We start from the raw sequence: 14,862 nt of genomic DNA on the forward strand, positions 1-14,862 counted from the left end.
TTGTGAAAGCTCGCGCACAAAAATGTTTTAAATCTGGTTTTAATAACGAAATAACAGGAGAACCATGATGAGCCGTTCACAAAACCTTCGTCACAACGTCATTAACCAGGTCATTAACGATATGGCGCGCGGCTTTCTTCCCTCGCCGCTGCCCTCTCAAAGCGCGCTGGCGGAGATGTACAACATCAGCCGCACCACCGTGCGCCACATCCTCAGCCACTTATGCGAGCGCGGCGTGCTGCATCAGGTCAAGCAGGATTACCAGATCCTCCGCCAGCCGGAGGTGCAGGACGGCTTCGATGGTTCCAGCGCCTCGCTGGCCGAACAGAATCGTCTCTTCGAACAGGCGTTTTTCACCATGATCAACCAGCGCCAGCTGCGCGCCGGGGAGATGTTCTCCGAGCTACAGCTGGCGCGTGCTGCCGGCGTCAGTCCGGTGGTGGTCAGAGAATTTTTGTTGAAATTCAGCCGCTACAACCTGATTGAAAGCGAAAAGCGCGGCCAGTGGAACATGAAGAAGTTTGAGCAATCCTGGGCGGAGCAGCTGTTCGAACTGCGGGAAATGCTGGAAACCCACGCGCTCCAGCACTTCCTCAACCTGCCGGATAACGACGCCCGCTGGCTGCAGGCCAGAACCCTGCTTGAGCGCCATCGCGCCCTGCGGGACAGCATCGGCGACAGCTTTCGTATGTTTTCGCAGCTCGATCGCGACTTTCATACGCTGCTGCTGTCCGCTGCGGAAAATATATTTTTTAATCAATCACTTGAAATTATTTCCGTGATCTTCCACTTTCACTATCAGTGGGATGAAAGCGACCTTAAACAGCGCAATATCATCGCCATTGATGAACATATGACCATCCTCAGCGCGCTCATCTGCCGCAGCGATCTGGATGCCAACCTGGCGCTGCGTAACCACCTGAACTCGGCGAAGCAGTCGATGATTAACTCGCTCAAACAGAGCGAATCCCTGGCTCATTAAGTACCGATTAAAAACAGAAAATGATTATCAGCAGCACAAATCTCAAAACATAAACTAATGCCGTAAAAAAGGTTATTTATGCTGAAAACAAGTCGACTTACTTTACTGTGAAATAGGTGGGTGGTGTTTAAACCATTCGGTGTCACTTGTCGTTCAAATAGAATAGCCAGGAGTCAGGCGTGGAACAACGAAATATCACTATCGACCCGCAGACAACCTTTAAAAAAGGGAAAGCGGAGACGATTTCAGTTCCGTTAGATAATACGTTAACGCGTAGTACTCGCATTAAAAAAATTCAGACAACGGCAATGATCCTGTTATTTCTGGCGGCGGTGATTAACTACCTCGACAGAAGTTCATTGTCCGTCGCGAACTTAACGATTCGCGAAGAGTTGGGGCTGAGCGCCACCGAAATCGGGGCGCTGCTGTCCGTTTTCTCGCTGGCCTACGGCATCGCCCAGCTCCCCTGCGGGCCGCTGCTGGACCGTAAAGGTCCGCGCATCATGCTGGGGCTGGGCATGTTTTTCTGGTCGCTGTTTCAGGCGGTCTCCGGAATGGTGCACAGCTTTACCCAGTTCGTTCTGGTGCGTATCGGCATGGGGATCGGCGAAGCGCCGATGAACCCCTGCGGCGTCAAGGTGATCAACGACTGGTTTAATATTAAAGAGCGCGGCCGCCCGATGGGTTTCTTCAACGCCGCGTCGACTATTGGCGTCGCCATCAGCCCGCCGATCCTGGCCGCCATGATGCTGATGATGGGCTGGCGCGGGATGTTTATCACCATCGGCTTGCTGGGGATCTTCGTCGCTATCGGCTGGTATATGCTCTATCGCAACCGGGAGGATATCGCTCTCACCGCCGACGAGCAGGCCTACCTTAACGCCGGGAGCGTCAACGTTCGCCGCGACCCGCTAAGCTTTGCCGAATGGCGCAGCCTGTTTAAAAACAAAACCATGTGGGGAATGATGCTGGGCTTCAGCGGCATCAACTATACCGCATGGCTGTATCTGGCCTGGCTGCCGGGCTACCTGCAAACGGCATATAGCCTTGATCTGAAAAGTACCGGTTTTATGGCCGCCATTCCTTTCCTGTTCGGCGCCGCCGGTATGCTCATCAACGGCTACGTCACGGACTGGCTGGTTAAAGGCGGCATGGCGCCAATCAAAAGCCGTAAAATTTGCATTATTGCCGGGATGTTCTGCTCCGCCGCATTTACGCTTATCGTGCCGCAGGCTACTACCTCAATCGCCGCGGTGCTGTTAATCGGTATGGCGCTGTTCTGCATCCACTTTGCCGGCACCTCCTGCTGGGGATTGATTCACGTCGCGGTGGCCTCAAGGATGACTGCGTCCGTCGGCAGCATCCAGAACTTCGCCAGCTTTATCTGCGCCTCCTTCGCGCCGCTGGTGACCGGGTTTATCGTCGATACCACCCATTCATTCCAGCTGGCGCTGATTATCTGCGGCTGCGTGACCGCCCTCGGCGCGCTGGCCTATATTTTCCTGGTCCGACAGCCGATTAGCGACCCGCGTAACGGCTGAATCTTAACGCCCTGCTGGCGGCAGGGCGCTCAAGGTCGCGCTCATCTCATACTGTTTTAATGCCATGGGCGTATAGCCGGCGGCGTGAAACAGCGGCGTAAAGCGCTCCGGGATAGTCACCGACGTACCGAGGCCGGGAAACCGACGGGCGAGCGCCATCAGCATTTCCTGTCCCAGTCCTCGCCCGCGGGCGGCGGGATCGACCCATAAAAACTGCAGCTGCGGCCTGCTGGTTAAGGTCGCCAGCACGGCGAAAGCCTGCTGATGAAGGCTCAACGCCCGGCACGGGAGGGTGCTGAAGGTGAGCGGGTCCATCAGCCACGGCAGCTGACCGTTAATCTCGGCGCCGGCCCTGCGCGTCAGCGCCAGCACGTCATACTCCTGCAATATGGATGACTCCTCGCTCGCGGCCTGCTCGCTCAGATAGCCGCACAGCCCGTGCCGCACCTCGAAGCCCAGCGATTGATACAGCGCCACCGCGGCATGGTTATCGCGGATAACCTCCAGCCACATCCGCCGTACGCCCTGCTCGCGCAGCGCGTCGATAAGCGGCGTCATCAGCCGGCGGCCAACGCCCTTTCCGCGATACGCAGGCCGCACCGCGAACGCCGCCAGTCGGGCTTCATCGCCGCGTCGGGCGACGACCGCCATCGCGGCGGGGACATCACCCTCCAGCCAGACGCGAGAATCCAGCAGGCTCAGCCCTTCGGCGCTAAAACGCTGGACAAAAACCTCCACCGACAGCGTGACGGGAACGAGGTAATCTTCGAAACAGTCGCTGAGGATCGTTGTCAGTTGCTCAATGCTGAACTGAGTGGCGGGAACGGCGGTAAGCTCCATACATTTCTCCCGGAGGCTGCTATGCTGAGGTGATGAAAACTAACACTATAACCGCCGCCGCGACGTTACGCCTGACTGAGGAGAACGATATTCCCCTCCTGCCCGCGATTGAGCGCTCGGCGGCCCAGGCTTTCCGCCAGATCCCGGCGCTGGCCTGGCTGGCGGAAAGCGATGTGATAAGCCCCGAGCGCCACCGGCTGTTTCTCGAAACGGACCACAGCCTGCTGGCCGTGGCCGATGACCAACCGATCGGCTTCGTGCTGACCGAACCGCTGGACGATGCGCTGTTTATCGTTGAGATCGCCGTCCATCAGGCGTGGCAGGGGCGAGGCGTTGGCCGCATGATGCTGGAGCAGGTAATAAAGTCAGCCCGCCAGGCGGCGTATCCGGCGGTCACGCTCACCACCTTCCGCGACGTGCCGTGGAACGCGCCATTCTACACGCGCCTCGGATTTTCAATGCTGAACGAGCTAAGGCTACCGGCAGGGCTGGCGGCGAAAAGAGATCTGGAGACGGAACACGGGCTGGCGCCGGAAACGCGCTGCGCCATGCGCTTAGCGCTGTAGCCTTCGGCGCTGCTTTCAGCGCCTGAATATGGTACAAAGTATCATTCCAAATTAACCCGTTGATACCCGTATGTCCTGGTCAATCGATATCATTTCCTGCATTACCGATCGCTTTGTTGAACTGACGGCGACCGAAAAGCGCATCGCGCAGTTTATTCTCGATGATGTCGCGGCGGCGGCGGAGCTGCCCATCGCCGAGATGGCGCGTCTGACCCATACCAGCCAGGCCTCGGTCACCCGCTTTGCCCGGGCGCTGGGCTGCAAAGACGTCCGCGAGCTGAAGATGAAGCTCGCGCAATCCCTCGCGGTCGGGCAGCGATTTATCCTCGATGTGCCGGACCTTGAAGGCGTACAGGGGATCTACGAGTCGATCATCGGCGTGCTGGAGACCAACCGGCGGGCGCTGGATCTTGAGGCGCTGAAACGCGCGGTCGGCTGGCTGAGCGACGCGCGGCAGATTCTGGCCCTCGGCATGGGCGGCGGCTCCACCATCTGCGCTCAGGAAATCCAGTATCGCCTGTTTCGCCTCGGCCTGCCGGTGGTCAGTCAGAACGACGGCCTGCTGGTGCGCATGATGAGCTCGGCGGTCACGCCAAAGGATGTGGTTATCGTGCTGTCCTTAGGCGGCTATACCCAGGAAATCATTGAAAGCGCGGCGATTGCCAGCCAGTACGGCGCGAAGGTGATTGCAATTACTCCTGCTGGGACGCCGCTGGCGGAGCAGGCAGATCTGGTTCTGCCGCTGCTGGTGCGCGAAAACGACTATATCTTCAAGCCCAGCACTTCGCGCTATGCGATGCTGGCGATGGTTGACGTGCTGGCCACCGAACTGGCGATGGCCAACAAGACCCAGGCAAAAGGCAGACTACGCCGCATTAAGCTGGCGCTCGACAGCCACCGCGGCGGCGTTGACCGCCAGCCGCTGGGCGATTAAGCGCAGCGGGCGGCGGCGATAAACCTCTCCGCCTGCTGACGGGTACGCTCCACGGCCTGCCCGGCGCGATAAAGATCGCTTCCCAGACCGGCGCCAGCGCATCCCGCTCGCACCCAGCTCGCCAGATTCTCCGGCGTCACGCCGCCGACCGCCAGCACCGGTACCTCCGGCGGCAGTACCGCTTTCAGCGCCCGAATGTAGTCCGGGCCGAATGCGGAAGACGGGAAAATTTTCAGCCACTGCGCACCGGCGTCCAGCGCGCTAAACGCCTCGGTCGCCGTGGCGCATCCGGCGCAGACCCGCATTCCGCGCGCCACCGCCCGGCGAATCACCTCCGGCTGAGTATTCGGCGTCACGATAAGCTTCGCCCCGGCGTCGGCCAGAAAATCGACCTGTTCAACCTTAAGCACCGTTCCCGCGCCAATCACCGCTTGTTCGCCAAAACGTGCGACCATCTGCGGAATGCTCTGCCGCCAGTCCGGTGAATTAAGCGGGATTTCAATATAGCGGAAGCCCTCGCCCACCAGCGTCGCAATATGCTCCGCCGCCTCAGCGGGGCGGATGCCGCGTAAAATCGCCACCAGTTTAATCTTGTCCATGCATTATCCTCGCCATGCCGTTCAGCAATGCCTCATCGCCGCTGCAGCTGTTAACCGTCATTCCACGCGCTATCATCGCCCGGCGATAGCGAGCGTTCAGCGCCGGGTCGCCAACCAGCGTGACGGCGGAGGTACGGTAACGCTGGCCCATGACGGCCACCTCCGCGCCAATCAGCAGACCGGAGAGATAGTCGCTGACCGAGGTCGCCGCCAGCGCCCCGAGTACCCTGGCCGCCCTGGCGACAAACAGTTCGCTCACCAACGACGGCTGCGCCAGCCCTTTTTCCAGCCCTCGCTCAAACGCCGCCTCGTCCGTCTGCTGGGCCGGTAGCCCTTTGCCGAGCAGCGACTGCGCCATCAGCAGATGATGCAGTTCTCCGGTCATCGCCGTGGCAAAATGGCGCACCGCGCCGTCCTCCACCTGCACCCATTTACAGTGGGTGCCCGGCAGCACGTAACACTCCGCCGGCGCCAGCTGCCAGGCCCCCAGCAGCTGCGTCTCTTCGCCGCGCATCACGTTGTAATCCCCGGCCTGATCCATCTTGAGGCCGGGAATAATCCACACGCCTTCCGCCACGGCGCAAAGCTGCTGCCCCGGCGCGTCAATCGCCGCCGGGCAGGCAAGATAGGGCACCGATTGCCAGCCCGCATCGCTGCCGATCATCCCGGCCATCAGCACCGGCAGCGTCGCCGCGCCGCGCCAGGGCGCCAAATGCTCCTCGAATACGTCGGCGGGCGCCCGCCCGTTCAGGCGGGTGATGCCCAGCGGCAGCTGCTTCGTTTCGATGCACTGAGCGTTGCGAATCAGCCAGCCACGCAGCTGGGTGGACCCCCAGTCGACGGCAATATAGTCCCTCATTGCGCGTCTCCTGAGGCCGGCACCACCGTCGTTTTCGCCGGCGCCGCCTGCCCTTCCCGCTCCTGGGTAATCATCTCCAGCGCTTGCTGACGGCTGATTTTGCTGGCAGGTGTCATTAACGTGACAAAAACAGCGGAAACGAAGCTGCCGACGACGGACGGTATACACGGGTTGCCCCAGTAAGCCAGCCAGTCGGCCTTAATCAGAACCACAATAGAGACCAGCATGCCGCTCAGCAGCGCCGTTAACGCGCCCTGCCAGTTAAAGCGCAGCCAGAAGCGGCCCAGAATCGAACAGACGAACAGCCCGGACATCAGCATGGAGATCATTTTGGTGATATAGCTGATGATATCGTTCGAGGTCAGGGCGAAAATCATCGCCAGGCCAATCACGAACGCCAGCATCCAGCGGGAGAGGGTTATCGCCCTGTTCTCCGGCGGCATCTTGCCGGTAACGAGGGTATAGACATCGCGCATCATGATGGCCACGGCGGCTATCGCATCGGAGCTGGCCGAAGACATGGTGGCGGAAAGTCCGGCAATCAGCACCACCAGCCCCAGCGTCGCCGGCAGGAAACTGGTGGCGAACAGGAAGGCGTAATTGCTGTTCTCCAGATGGGGGTTCATCGTCCATGCCGCCATGCCGATAATCGCCGGCAGTACCGAGAAAAACAGATACAACACGCCGGTATAGACAAACGAGCGGCGTACCGAAGAGACATCTTTCCCCGAGTAGATACGCTGACGATAGGAAGGGGTCGCCAATACGCCGACGCCGATGACCATGGCCAGCGATAGCGCCGGTATCACCCCGAGCTTGTCGACGGCAAACAGGCTCATCGCCTTAGGATCCATCGCCTGAACAATGGCATCCCATCCCCCCACATGAACCACGGCCAGAATCGCCATCAGGATAAAACCGAAAAACAGAATTAATGCCTGAATGGTATCCGTCCACACCACCGCAGAATACCCGCCAATAATCACGTAAATCGCAAACGCCAGAGCGATAATAATTTTTGCCAGCGTCAGATTTATTCCTGTGGCCCAGGATAAATACATGCTGCCGCCGAGAATATGGGCCCCCAGCCAGCCAATCGAGGCAATAAATATCATTATGCCGACGATATTTTTAATTAAATGGCTGCCGCCGGTATAATATGAGAGCTCTTCGCTCATGGTCATAAAACGGAGTTTACGCACCGGCGCGAAAAGCCAGGCCACCAGCAGAATACCGATGGCCCCGCCCACGCCGTACAGCATACCGGCCCAGCCGTTGCTGTAGCCGAAGCCTACGGCGCCCATGCTTGAACCGGTTCCCACCATGGTCGCCACGGTGGAACCCAGCGTCAGAAACAGCGGTAAGGAACGGCCGCCGAGTAAAAAATCTTCACCGCTTTTTTGATTACGCGACACGTACCAGCCAAGCCAAATCATGGCCAACGCGTAAATAATAAAGCCGACTAAAAAGACATGACTATTCATGATTCACATCCTGCCAGTTGAGTATGTAAAAGGTAAAAGGCTACGGAGCGCTGAATGAATTCAGCGCTCAAAATCCTGTTTATATTTCTGATGAATAAATTTTTATACGCGAGCCGCGTTATAACAGGTCACATCCACTTCGACTTTACAATCCACCACCAGGTCCGCTACGCAGCAGATACGGGCAGGCGGGTTGTCGCCAAAAAACTCGCGGAACACTTTGTTGAAAGACTGAAAATAGCGTGAATCGGTGAGGATCACTTTAACATGCACCACGTCGGCCAGGCTGTAGCCCGCTTCGCTCATGATATCCACGCAGTTCTGAATCGCCAGGCGCGACTGGTCGACAATCCCGCCTTCCACCACTTCGCCGTCCTTCATCGGCGTCTGGCCGGATACATACAGCCAGCCCCCCGCCTCCACCGCGCGCGCGAACGGTAGATGCTGCCCGCCAGTCCCGGTACCGCCTTCCACGCCATAACGTTTAATACTCATCTTTCACTCCTCAGTTCATTTGGCGACGCAGGAAACGCCCCGCGCGCCCGATAATCTTTTTATCGCTGCCGTAGCTCATCACGCCGTTGACCATCACCGCCTCAATACCGTCCGCCGGTTGTTTCGGGTCGGAGAAGCTGGCGACATCGCGCACCGTCTGCGGATCGAACAGCACCAGATCGGCGAAGTAGCCCACTTTCACCAGCCCGCGATCCGCCAGCTGGAAACGCGCCGCCGACAGCCCGGTCATTTTGTGAATAGCGGTGGTCAGCGGAAACAGCCGTTCATCGCGGCTGTAGTGGCCCAGGACCCGCGGGAAAGCGCCCCACAGCCGCGGGTGCGGCATCGGATCGTTCGGCAGACCATCGGAGCCAATCATGGTCACCGGATAACTAAGTACCCGCCGTACGTCCTGCTCATCCATGTTGTAGTAAATGGCCCCGGCGGGCATCAGCCGCGCCGCCGCCTCATGCAGGCTAACCTGCCAGCCGTCGGCAATTTGCTGCAGGGTTTTCCCGGCCTGTTCCGGTTGCGCTTCCGACCAGGTGATGACGATGTCGAACTCATCGGTCACCTGCTTCATATCCAGCGTCGATGAGCTGGCAGAGTACGGGTAGCAGTCGCAGGCGATCTCCTGGCGCTGGCGCATCTCATCGAAGAAAGCCAGCGTCTCCTTCGTGCGACCCCAGTTTTTCGCGCCGGCGCACTTATGGTGCGATACCACCACCGGTACGTTACCGTGGCGGCCAATGCGGAACGCCTCGTCGAGCGCCTCGAGAATCGGTTCGAACTCCGAACGCAGGTGGGTGGTATAAATTCCCCCCTCTGCCGCCAGCTCCTCGGCCAGCGCCATCACCTCTTCGGTAGTGGATTGAAACGCGCTGGCGTAGGCCAGCCCGCTGCTCAGGCCAAGCGCGCCCTGGCGCAGCGCGTCGCGCAGCTGCACCCGCATTCCGGCAATCTCGGTTTCCGTCGCAGGACGAAATAGATCGTCCATATGGTTATTACGCAGCGCGGTATGGCCAATCAGCGTGCCAACGTTTAATGAAGGCTTCGCCGCCTCCACCGCGTGGGCGTAAGCGTCCACGGTGGGATAAATAAAGTGCTCCTGCTCGCCCAGCAGATTCATCGGGTCAGGCACACCGTCGCGCAGGGTCGCCGTCGCCGCGCTGATCCCGCAGTTGCCGACAATCACCGTTGTCACCCCCTGGCTCAGCTTCGGCAAATACGCCGGCATACGGATGACGTTAATATCGTCATGGGTATGCACATCGATAAATCCGGGCGCCAGCACGCGCCCCTGCCCGTCAATCACCTGCTCCGCCGGCAGGTTTAGCGCCGGGGCCATATCCACAATCCGATCGCCCTTCACCGCCACGTCGCCGCGAAACTGCGGTCCGCCGCTGCCGTCAATGACCGTGACGTTTTTGAAAAGCCAATTAACTTTCATCGCAATTACTCCCTCTCAACTCTGTCGACAAGTTAACCATTTACAAGGCGGAAAAACAGTGGAAAACTACGCAAAAACCAGATCAAATTATGATACTTTTATTCATTAACGATAAAAACAAACAATAAAATTATTATTTTTCAATGAATTAGTATTGATACTTAACTTAATCCGATCATGAACCCTAAAAGGATAGTGTTATGAAATACCATTCCGATACGCTTATTCCGCACAAAGCCGCCGTGATGTCCGAACCGGCAAATCTGCTGGCGGAAGATATTTGCCTGCCCGCCGCGTTGCTGAAAAAAACGGCGCTGGAAAATAACATCGCCTGGATGCAACGCTATGCCGACGCGCGCGGCGTCTCGCTGGCGCCGCACGGCAAAACGACGATGACGCCGTGGATTTTTCAGGCGCAGCAGCGGGCGGGGGCATGGGGGATCGGCGTAGGCAGCGCCTGGCAGGCCGGCGCGGCGATGGCCAGCGGCGTTGAGCGCGTGTTAATGGTTAATCAGTTGGTCGGTAGGGCGAATATGCAGGCGGTTTCGCGGCTGAAGGCGCATTACCGGGCAGCGGATTTTATCTGCTGCATCGATAGCCTCGCCAACGCCCACGCGCTGTCGGCCTTTTTCAGCGAACGGCAACAAACACTGGACGTGCTGATTGAGCTGGGCGTGGCCGGCGGGCGCTGCGGCTGCCGCAGCGTGGAGGATGCGCTGGCCCTGGCGCAGGCCGTCGCGGACCTTCCGGGGCTGAAGCTGCGCGGGCTAGAGCTGTATGAAGGGGTGCTGCACGGCGACGATCCGCAGCCGCAGGTGGAGGCTCTGCTGCGCCAGGCCGCCGATTTGGCCTGTCGGATGGCGCCGCTGGTGGAGGGCGAGTTTGTCCTTACCGGCGCGGGCACCGTCTGGTATGACGTGGTGTGCAATATCTGGCTGGCGGCGAAGAAACCGGCGCAGTGTCGAATCGTTATCCGCCCCGGCTGCTATATCACCCACGATCGGGGGATCTACGATGCCGCACAGAAAGCGCTGGTGGCGCGCGATCCGATCGCCTGCGATCTGGGCGGCGATTTAACCTCGGCGCTGGAGCTGATGGCGATGGTCCAGTCGGTGCCGGAAGCGGATCGCGCGGTGGTCAACTTCGGTAAACGCGACTGCGCCTTCGACGCCGGGCTGCCGCAGCCGATCGCCAGGTATCGCCACGGTGAGCAGCTGTCCGCGCAGGGGATCGAAAGCGTCGGGATCATGGATCAGCACTGTATGCTGCGCCTTGAACCGGGCAGCGACGTGCAGGTCGGCGATATTCTGGTGTTCGGCACCTCGCACCCGTGCCTGACGTTTGATAAATGGAAAACCCTGCTGCTGGTGGATGAGCAGTATAACGTGCTGGAAGAGCTCGATACCTTGTTCTGAAGGACGCTTTCTCCCGGAGGCGGCGCGCTGCGCCTGTCCGGGCTACCAGACTGTGAACCCGTAGCCCGGACAGGTGCGCCAGCACCGCCTCCGGGATGTTTTTCGCGCGGACAACGCATTACGCCTCTTCCTCTCCCTGCGCTCCATTCCCCAGGGCGATAAACTCCTCCAGCAGCGCGGTAAGCTGGCGCATTTTTTCGACGGTAAACTCGGCTTCTATCTGGCGATAGGCTTCTTCGACCTGGGCCTGGGCGCTTTCATACAGCTTCAGGCCCGCCGGGGTCAGCGAAACGTAGAGCTTGCGCTGATCGTTAACCGGCTTTAAGCGCAGCACCAGGCCGTCGCGTTCCATACGGGTCAGGATGCCGGTCAGGCTCGGGCGTAAAATACAGGCGCGAAAGGCCAGGTCGTGAAAATCCATCGACGGATTTTCGGCGAGGATCCGCACGATACGCCACTGCTGCTCGGTCAGATTGTGGCGTTTAACGATGGGCCGAAAGTGGGCCATCGCCGCTTCCCGCGCCTGCAGCAGCGCGATAGTTAACGAATCATGCATCACATACCTCTGAATGAAATCTCTCATCTGTTAATAAGTTAATAATTAGCCTTAATTGCCGCAGAAGGCAACCGGTTTCTGCCAGTGAAAAGTACCAGATGGTACAACTAAATTTCATTACCAATTGATTTAAAACGTATAAATTAAAAACCTGTAAATATATTGTTAATCCGATCACAAAACATTCACTTCTGTTTGCCAAACCTTCCCGCAAAGCATAAAAGATGATCATTAACATATTAATGAAATTTGTTATTCCCAAATCTGTAGCAGAGGAGTGGTCAATGAAAGGCACCATCTTCGCCGTGGCGCTTAACCACCGCAGCCAGCTCGACGCCTGGCGCGAAGCGTTCCAACAGGCTCCCTATAAAACCCCGCCGAAGACTGCGGTCTGGTTTATCAAACCGCGCAACACCGTGATCGGCGACGGCGAGAGTATCCCCTATCCGGACGGTGAAACCGTGCAGAGCGGCGCTACCGTCGCCCTGATCGTCGGGAAAACCGCGCGTAAAGTCGCCGCGGAAGAAGCCGCCAATTATATTGCCGGATACGCGCTGGCCAACGACGTCAGCCTGCCGGAAGAGAGCTTCTATCGTCCGGCCATCAAAGCCAAATGCCGCGACGGCTTCTGCCCGCTGGGCGCCCTCGCGCCGCTCAGCAACGTCGATAACCTGACCATCATCACCGAAATCAACGGTCGCGAAGCGGACAGCTGGAATACCGCCGATCTTCAGCGCTCCGCCGCCGAGTTGCTGAGCGCCCTGAGCGAATTCGCCACCCTCAATCCCGGCGATGCGATTCTGATCGGTACGCCCCACACCCGCGTTACGCTGCGCCCCGGCGATCGCGTACGCCTTCTCGCCGAGGGTTTCCCGGCGCTGGAAAACCCGGTGGTTGCTGAAGGAGAGCTGGCATGAAACAGGCACGTATTGAGTGGCAGGGACAGCGGCACGATGTCCAGGTTAATGAACGTGGTCAGGTCAAGCTCGCTAACGGCAGTCTGCTTCAGGAAGGCGAGTTTCGCTGGCTGCCGCCCGCCGACGGCACCCTGTTCGCACTGGGCCTGAACTACGCCGATCACGCCAGCGAGCTGGCGTTTACGCCGCCAACGGAGCCGCTGGTATTTATCAAAGCGCCCAACACCTTTATCGGCCACCGCCAGGATTCGGTGCGCCCGGATAACGTCGAGTACATGCATTACGAGGCGGAACTGGTGGTGGTGATCGGCAAAACCGCGCGTAAGGTCGCCGAAGCCGACGCCATGGCGTACGTAGCTGGCTACACCGTCTGCAACGACTACGCCATCCGCGACTACCTGGAAAACTACTATCGCCCCAACCTGCGGGTCAAAAGCCGCGACACCCTGACGCCGATCGGCCCGTGGATCGTCAGTAAAGAGGCGATCCCGGATCCGCATAACCTGGCGCTGTGCACCTGGGTCAACGGCGAACTGCGCCAACAGGGCACCACCGCCGATCTGATCTTCAGCATTCCGTTCCTGATCGCTTACCTCAGCGAATTTATGACCCTGCAGCCGGGCGACATGATCGCCACCGGCACGCCTAAAGGGCTATCGGACGTAGTGCCGGGCGATGAAGTGATCGTCGAAGTGGAGGGCGTCGGCCGCCTGGTCAACCGCATCATCAGCCAGCAGGAATATGAGGAGAAGCTGTCATGAAAAAAATTAACCATTGGATCAACGGCAAAAACGTCGCCGCCGCGGAGTATTTCCATACCACCAACCCGGCGACCGGCGAAGTGCTGGCGGAAGTCGCCTCCGGCGGCGCCGACGAGGTGAATCAGGCGGTGGCCGCGGCGAAAGAGGCATTTCCGAAATGGGCCAATCTGCCGATGAAAGAGCGCGCGCGCCTGATGCGTCGGCTGGGGGATCTGATCGACCAGAACGTCCCGGAGATCGCCGCCATGGAGACCGCCGATACCGGCCTGCCGATCCACCAGACCAAAAACGTGCTGATCCCGCGCGCCTCGCACAACTTCGAATTCTTCGCCGAGGTTTGCCAGCAGATGAACGGCAAGACCTACCCGGTTGACGACAAGATGCTCAACTACACCCTCGTGCAGCCGGTCGGCGTTTGCGCGCTGGTGTCGCCGTGGAACGTGCCGTTTATGACCGCCACCTGGAAGGTGGCGCCATGCCTCGCGCTAGGCAATACCGCGGTGCTGAAGATGTCCGAGCTGTCGCCGTTAACCGCCGACCGCCTGGGCGAGCTGGCGCTGGAAGCCGGGATCCCGGCTGGCGTGCTCAACGTGGTGCAGGGCTATGGCGCCACCGCTGGCGATGCGCTAGTCCGCCACCATGACGTACGCGCGGTATCGTTTACCGGCGGTACCGCCACCGGCCGCAACATCATGAAAAACGCCGGCCTGAAAAAGTACTCCATGGAGCTGGGCGGCAAATCGCCGGTGCTGATTTTCGAAGACGCCGATATTGAGCGCGCCCTGGACGCCGCGCTGTTCACCATTTTCTCAATCAACGGCGAACGCTGCACAGCCGGTTCGCGTATTTTCATTCAGCAGAGCATCTACCCCGAGTTCGTTAAACGCTTCGCCGAGCGGGCGAACCGCCTGCGCGTCGGCGACCCGACCGACCCGAACACCCAGGTGGGCGCGCTGATTAGCCAGCAGCACTGGGAGAAAGTCTCCGGCTATATCCGCCTCGGCATTGAAGAAGGGGCGACCCTGCTAGCCGGCGGCGCGGATAAACCGACCGATCTGCCCGCCCATCTGAGAAACGGCAACTTCCTGCGGCCAACGGTGCTGGCGGACGTCGATAACCGCATGCGCGTAGCGCAGGAAGAGATTTTTGGCCCGGTAGCCTGCCTGTTGCCGTTTAAAGACGAGGCGGAAGGTCTGCGCCTGGCCAACGATGTGGAGTATGGCCTCGCCTCTTATATCTGGACCCAGGACGTCAGCAAGGTGCTGCGTCTGGCGCGCGGCATCGAAGCCGGAATGGTGTTCGTCAACACCCAGAACGTCCGCGACCTGCGTCAGCCTTTCGGCGGCGTGAAGGCCTCCGGCACCGGCCGCGAAGGCGGCGAATATAGCTTTGAAGTGTTCGCTGAAATGAAAAACGTCTGCATCTCGATGGGCGACCATCCGATCCCAAAATGGGGAGTCTGA

At 59.2% G+C, this 14,862-nt stretch carries 15 protein-coding genes and 1 pseudogene; 9 read left to right on the plus strand and 7 right to left on the minus strand.

The features are described 5' to 3' along the window. Positions 1-67 precede the first annotated feature (67 nt). Together EGY08_RS11195 and EGY08_RS11200 are read left to right on the plus strand one after the other, a co-directional pair. Positions 68-982, plus strand: coding sequence for a GntR family transcriptional regulator (locus EGY08_RS11195; protein ID WP_004128634.1), 915 nt, complete (start codon positions 68-70; stop codon positions 980-982). A gap of 179 nt (positions 983-1,161) precedes the next feature. After that, positions 1,162-2,523, plus strand: coding sequence for an MFS transporter (locus tag EGY08_RS11200; RefSeq protein WP_004128633.1), 1,362 nt, complete (start codon positions 1,162-1,164; stop codon positions 2,521-2,523). A gap of 3 nt (positions 2,524-2,526) precedes the next feature. Here EGY08_RS11200 and EGY08_RS11205 read toward each other — a convergent pair whose 3' ends face one another. Then, positions 2,527-3,363, minus strand: a complete 837-nt coding sequence (locus EGY08_RS11205; protein WP_123828489.1) for a GNAT family N-acetyltransferase — start codon at positions 3,361-3,363, stop codon at positions 2,527-2,529. A gap of 32 nt (positions 3,364-3,395) precedes the next feature. On the opposite strand from EGY08_RS11205, the gene EGY08_RS11210 reads away from it, so the two are divergent. Then, positions 3,396-3,929, plus strand: a complete 534-nt coding sequence (locus EGY08_RS11210) for a GNAT family N-acetyltransferase (protein WP_004128631.1) — start codon at positions 3,396-3,398, stop codon at positions 3,927-3,929. 70 nt (positions 3,930-3,999) lie between these two features. After that, positions 4,000-4,863, plus strand: a complete 864-nt coding sequence (locus EGY08_RS11215; RefSeq protein ID WP_004128630.1) for a MurR/RpiR family transcriptional regulator — start codon at positions 4,000-4,002, stop codon at positions 4,861-4,863. On the opposite strand, the gene EGY08_RS11220 is transcribed toward EGY08_RS11215, so the two are convergent. The 5 genes from EGY08_RS11220 to EGY08_RS11240 all read right to left on the minus strand — a co-directional run bounded on the left by EGY08_RS11220 (position 4,860) and on the right by EGY08_RS11240 (position 9,750). Beyond that, positions 4,860-5,462: a 2-dehydro-3-deoxy-6-phosphogalactonate aldolase gene (locus EGY08_RS11220; protein ID WP_004128629.1), complete on the minus strand. Its 603-nt coding sequence runs from the start codon at positions 5,460-5,462 to the stop codon at positions 4,860-4,862. The genes EGY08_RS11215 and EGY08_RS11220 overlap by 4 nt on opposite strands. Beyond that, entirely contained in the window at positions 5,449-6,321 is an 873-nt protein-coding gene (locus EGY08_RS11225; RefSeq protein WP_004128628.1) for a 2-dehydro-3-deoxygalactonokinase, read from the minus strand. Before EGY08_RS11225 ends, EGY08_RS11220 begins: the two co-directional genes overlap by 14 nt. Further along, entirely contained in the window at positions 6,318-7,805 is a 1,488-nt protein-coding gene (locus EGY08_RS11230) for a sodium:solute symporter family protein (protein WP_087828588.1), read from the minus strand. Before EGY08_RS11230 ends, EGY08_RS11225 begins: the two co-directional genes overlap by 4 nt. Before the next feature lie 102 nt (positions 7,806-7,907). Next, the gene (locus EGY08_RS11235; RefSeq protein ID WP_049114121.1) at positions 7,908-8,300 is read right to left on the minus strand and encodes a RidA family protein; all 393 of its coding nucleotides are present in this window, start codon (positions 8,298-8,300) and stop codon (positions 7,908-7,910) included. 10 nt (positions 8,301-8,310) lie between these two features. Then, complete coding sequence (locus EGY08_RS11240; protein WP_112167015.1) at positions 8,311-9,750, minus strand: N-acyl-D-amino-acid deacylase family protein; 1,440 nt, start codon at positions 9,748-9,750, stop codon at positions 8,311-8,313. A gap of 200 nt (positions 9,751-9,950) precedes the next feature. Between EGY08_RS11240 and EGY08_RS11245 the strand changes: the two genes are divergently transcribed. Then, entirely contained in the window at positions 9,951-11,165 is a 1,215-nt protein-coding gene (locus EGY08_RS11245; protein WP_004128623.1) for an amino acid deaminase, read from the plus strand. Positions 11,166-11,283: 118 nt separating this feature from the next. Here EGY08_RS11245 and hpaR read toward each other — a convergent pair whose 3' ends face one another. Further along, entirely contained in the window at positions 11,284-11,721 is a 438-nt protein-coding gene (gene hpaR / locus EGY08_RS11250) for a homoprotocatechuate degradation operon regulator HpaR (RefSeq protein WP_004128621.1), read from the minus strand. A 153-nt stretch (positions 11,722-11,874) separates the two neighbouring features. On the opposite strand from hpaR, the pseudogene EGY08_RS31425 reads away from it, so the two are divergent. The 4 genes and pseudogenes from EGY08_RS31425 to hpaE form a co-directional block, all read left to right on the plus strand. Beyond that, positions 11,875-11,949, plus strand: a pseudogene (locus EGY08_RS31425) (hypothetical protein); the annotation flags it as partial. 56 nt (positions 11,950-12,005) lie between these two features. Then, positions 12,006-12,638, plus strand: coding sequence for a fumarylacetoacetate hydrolase family protein (locus EGY08_RS11260; protein ID WP_004128618.1), 633 nt, complete (start codon positions 12,006-12,008; stop codon positions 12,636-12,638). Further along, complete coding sequence (locus EGY08_RS11265; RefSeq protein WP_004128617.1) at positions 12,635-13,399, plus strand: fumarylacetoacetate hydrolase family protein; 765 nt, start codon at positions 12,635-12,637, stop codon at positions 13,397-13,399. The genes EGY08_RS11260 and EGY08_RS11265 overlap by 4 nt, the downstream gene beginning before the upstream one ends. After that, positions 13,396-14,862, plus strand: coding sequence for a 5-carboxymethyl-2-hydroxymuconate semialdehyde dehydrogenase (hpaE, locus tag EGY08_RS11270; RefSeq protein WP_123828491.1), 1,467 nt, complete (start codon positions 13,396-13,398; stop codon positions 14,860-14,862). Before EGY08_RS11265 ends, hpaE begins: the two co-directional genes overlap by 4 nt.

The sequence above is a fragment of the Klebsiella sp. FDAARGOS_511 genome (assembly GCF_003812845.1).
Lineage (GTDB): Bacteria > Pseudomonadota > Gammaproteobacteria > Enterobacterales > Enterobacteriaceae > Klebsiella > Klebsiella grimontii.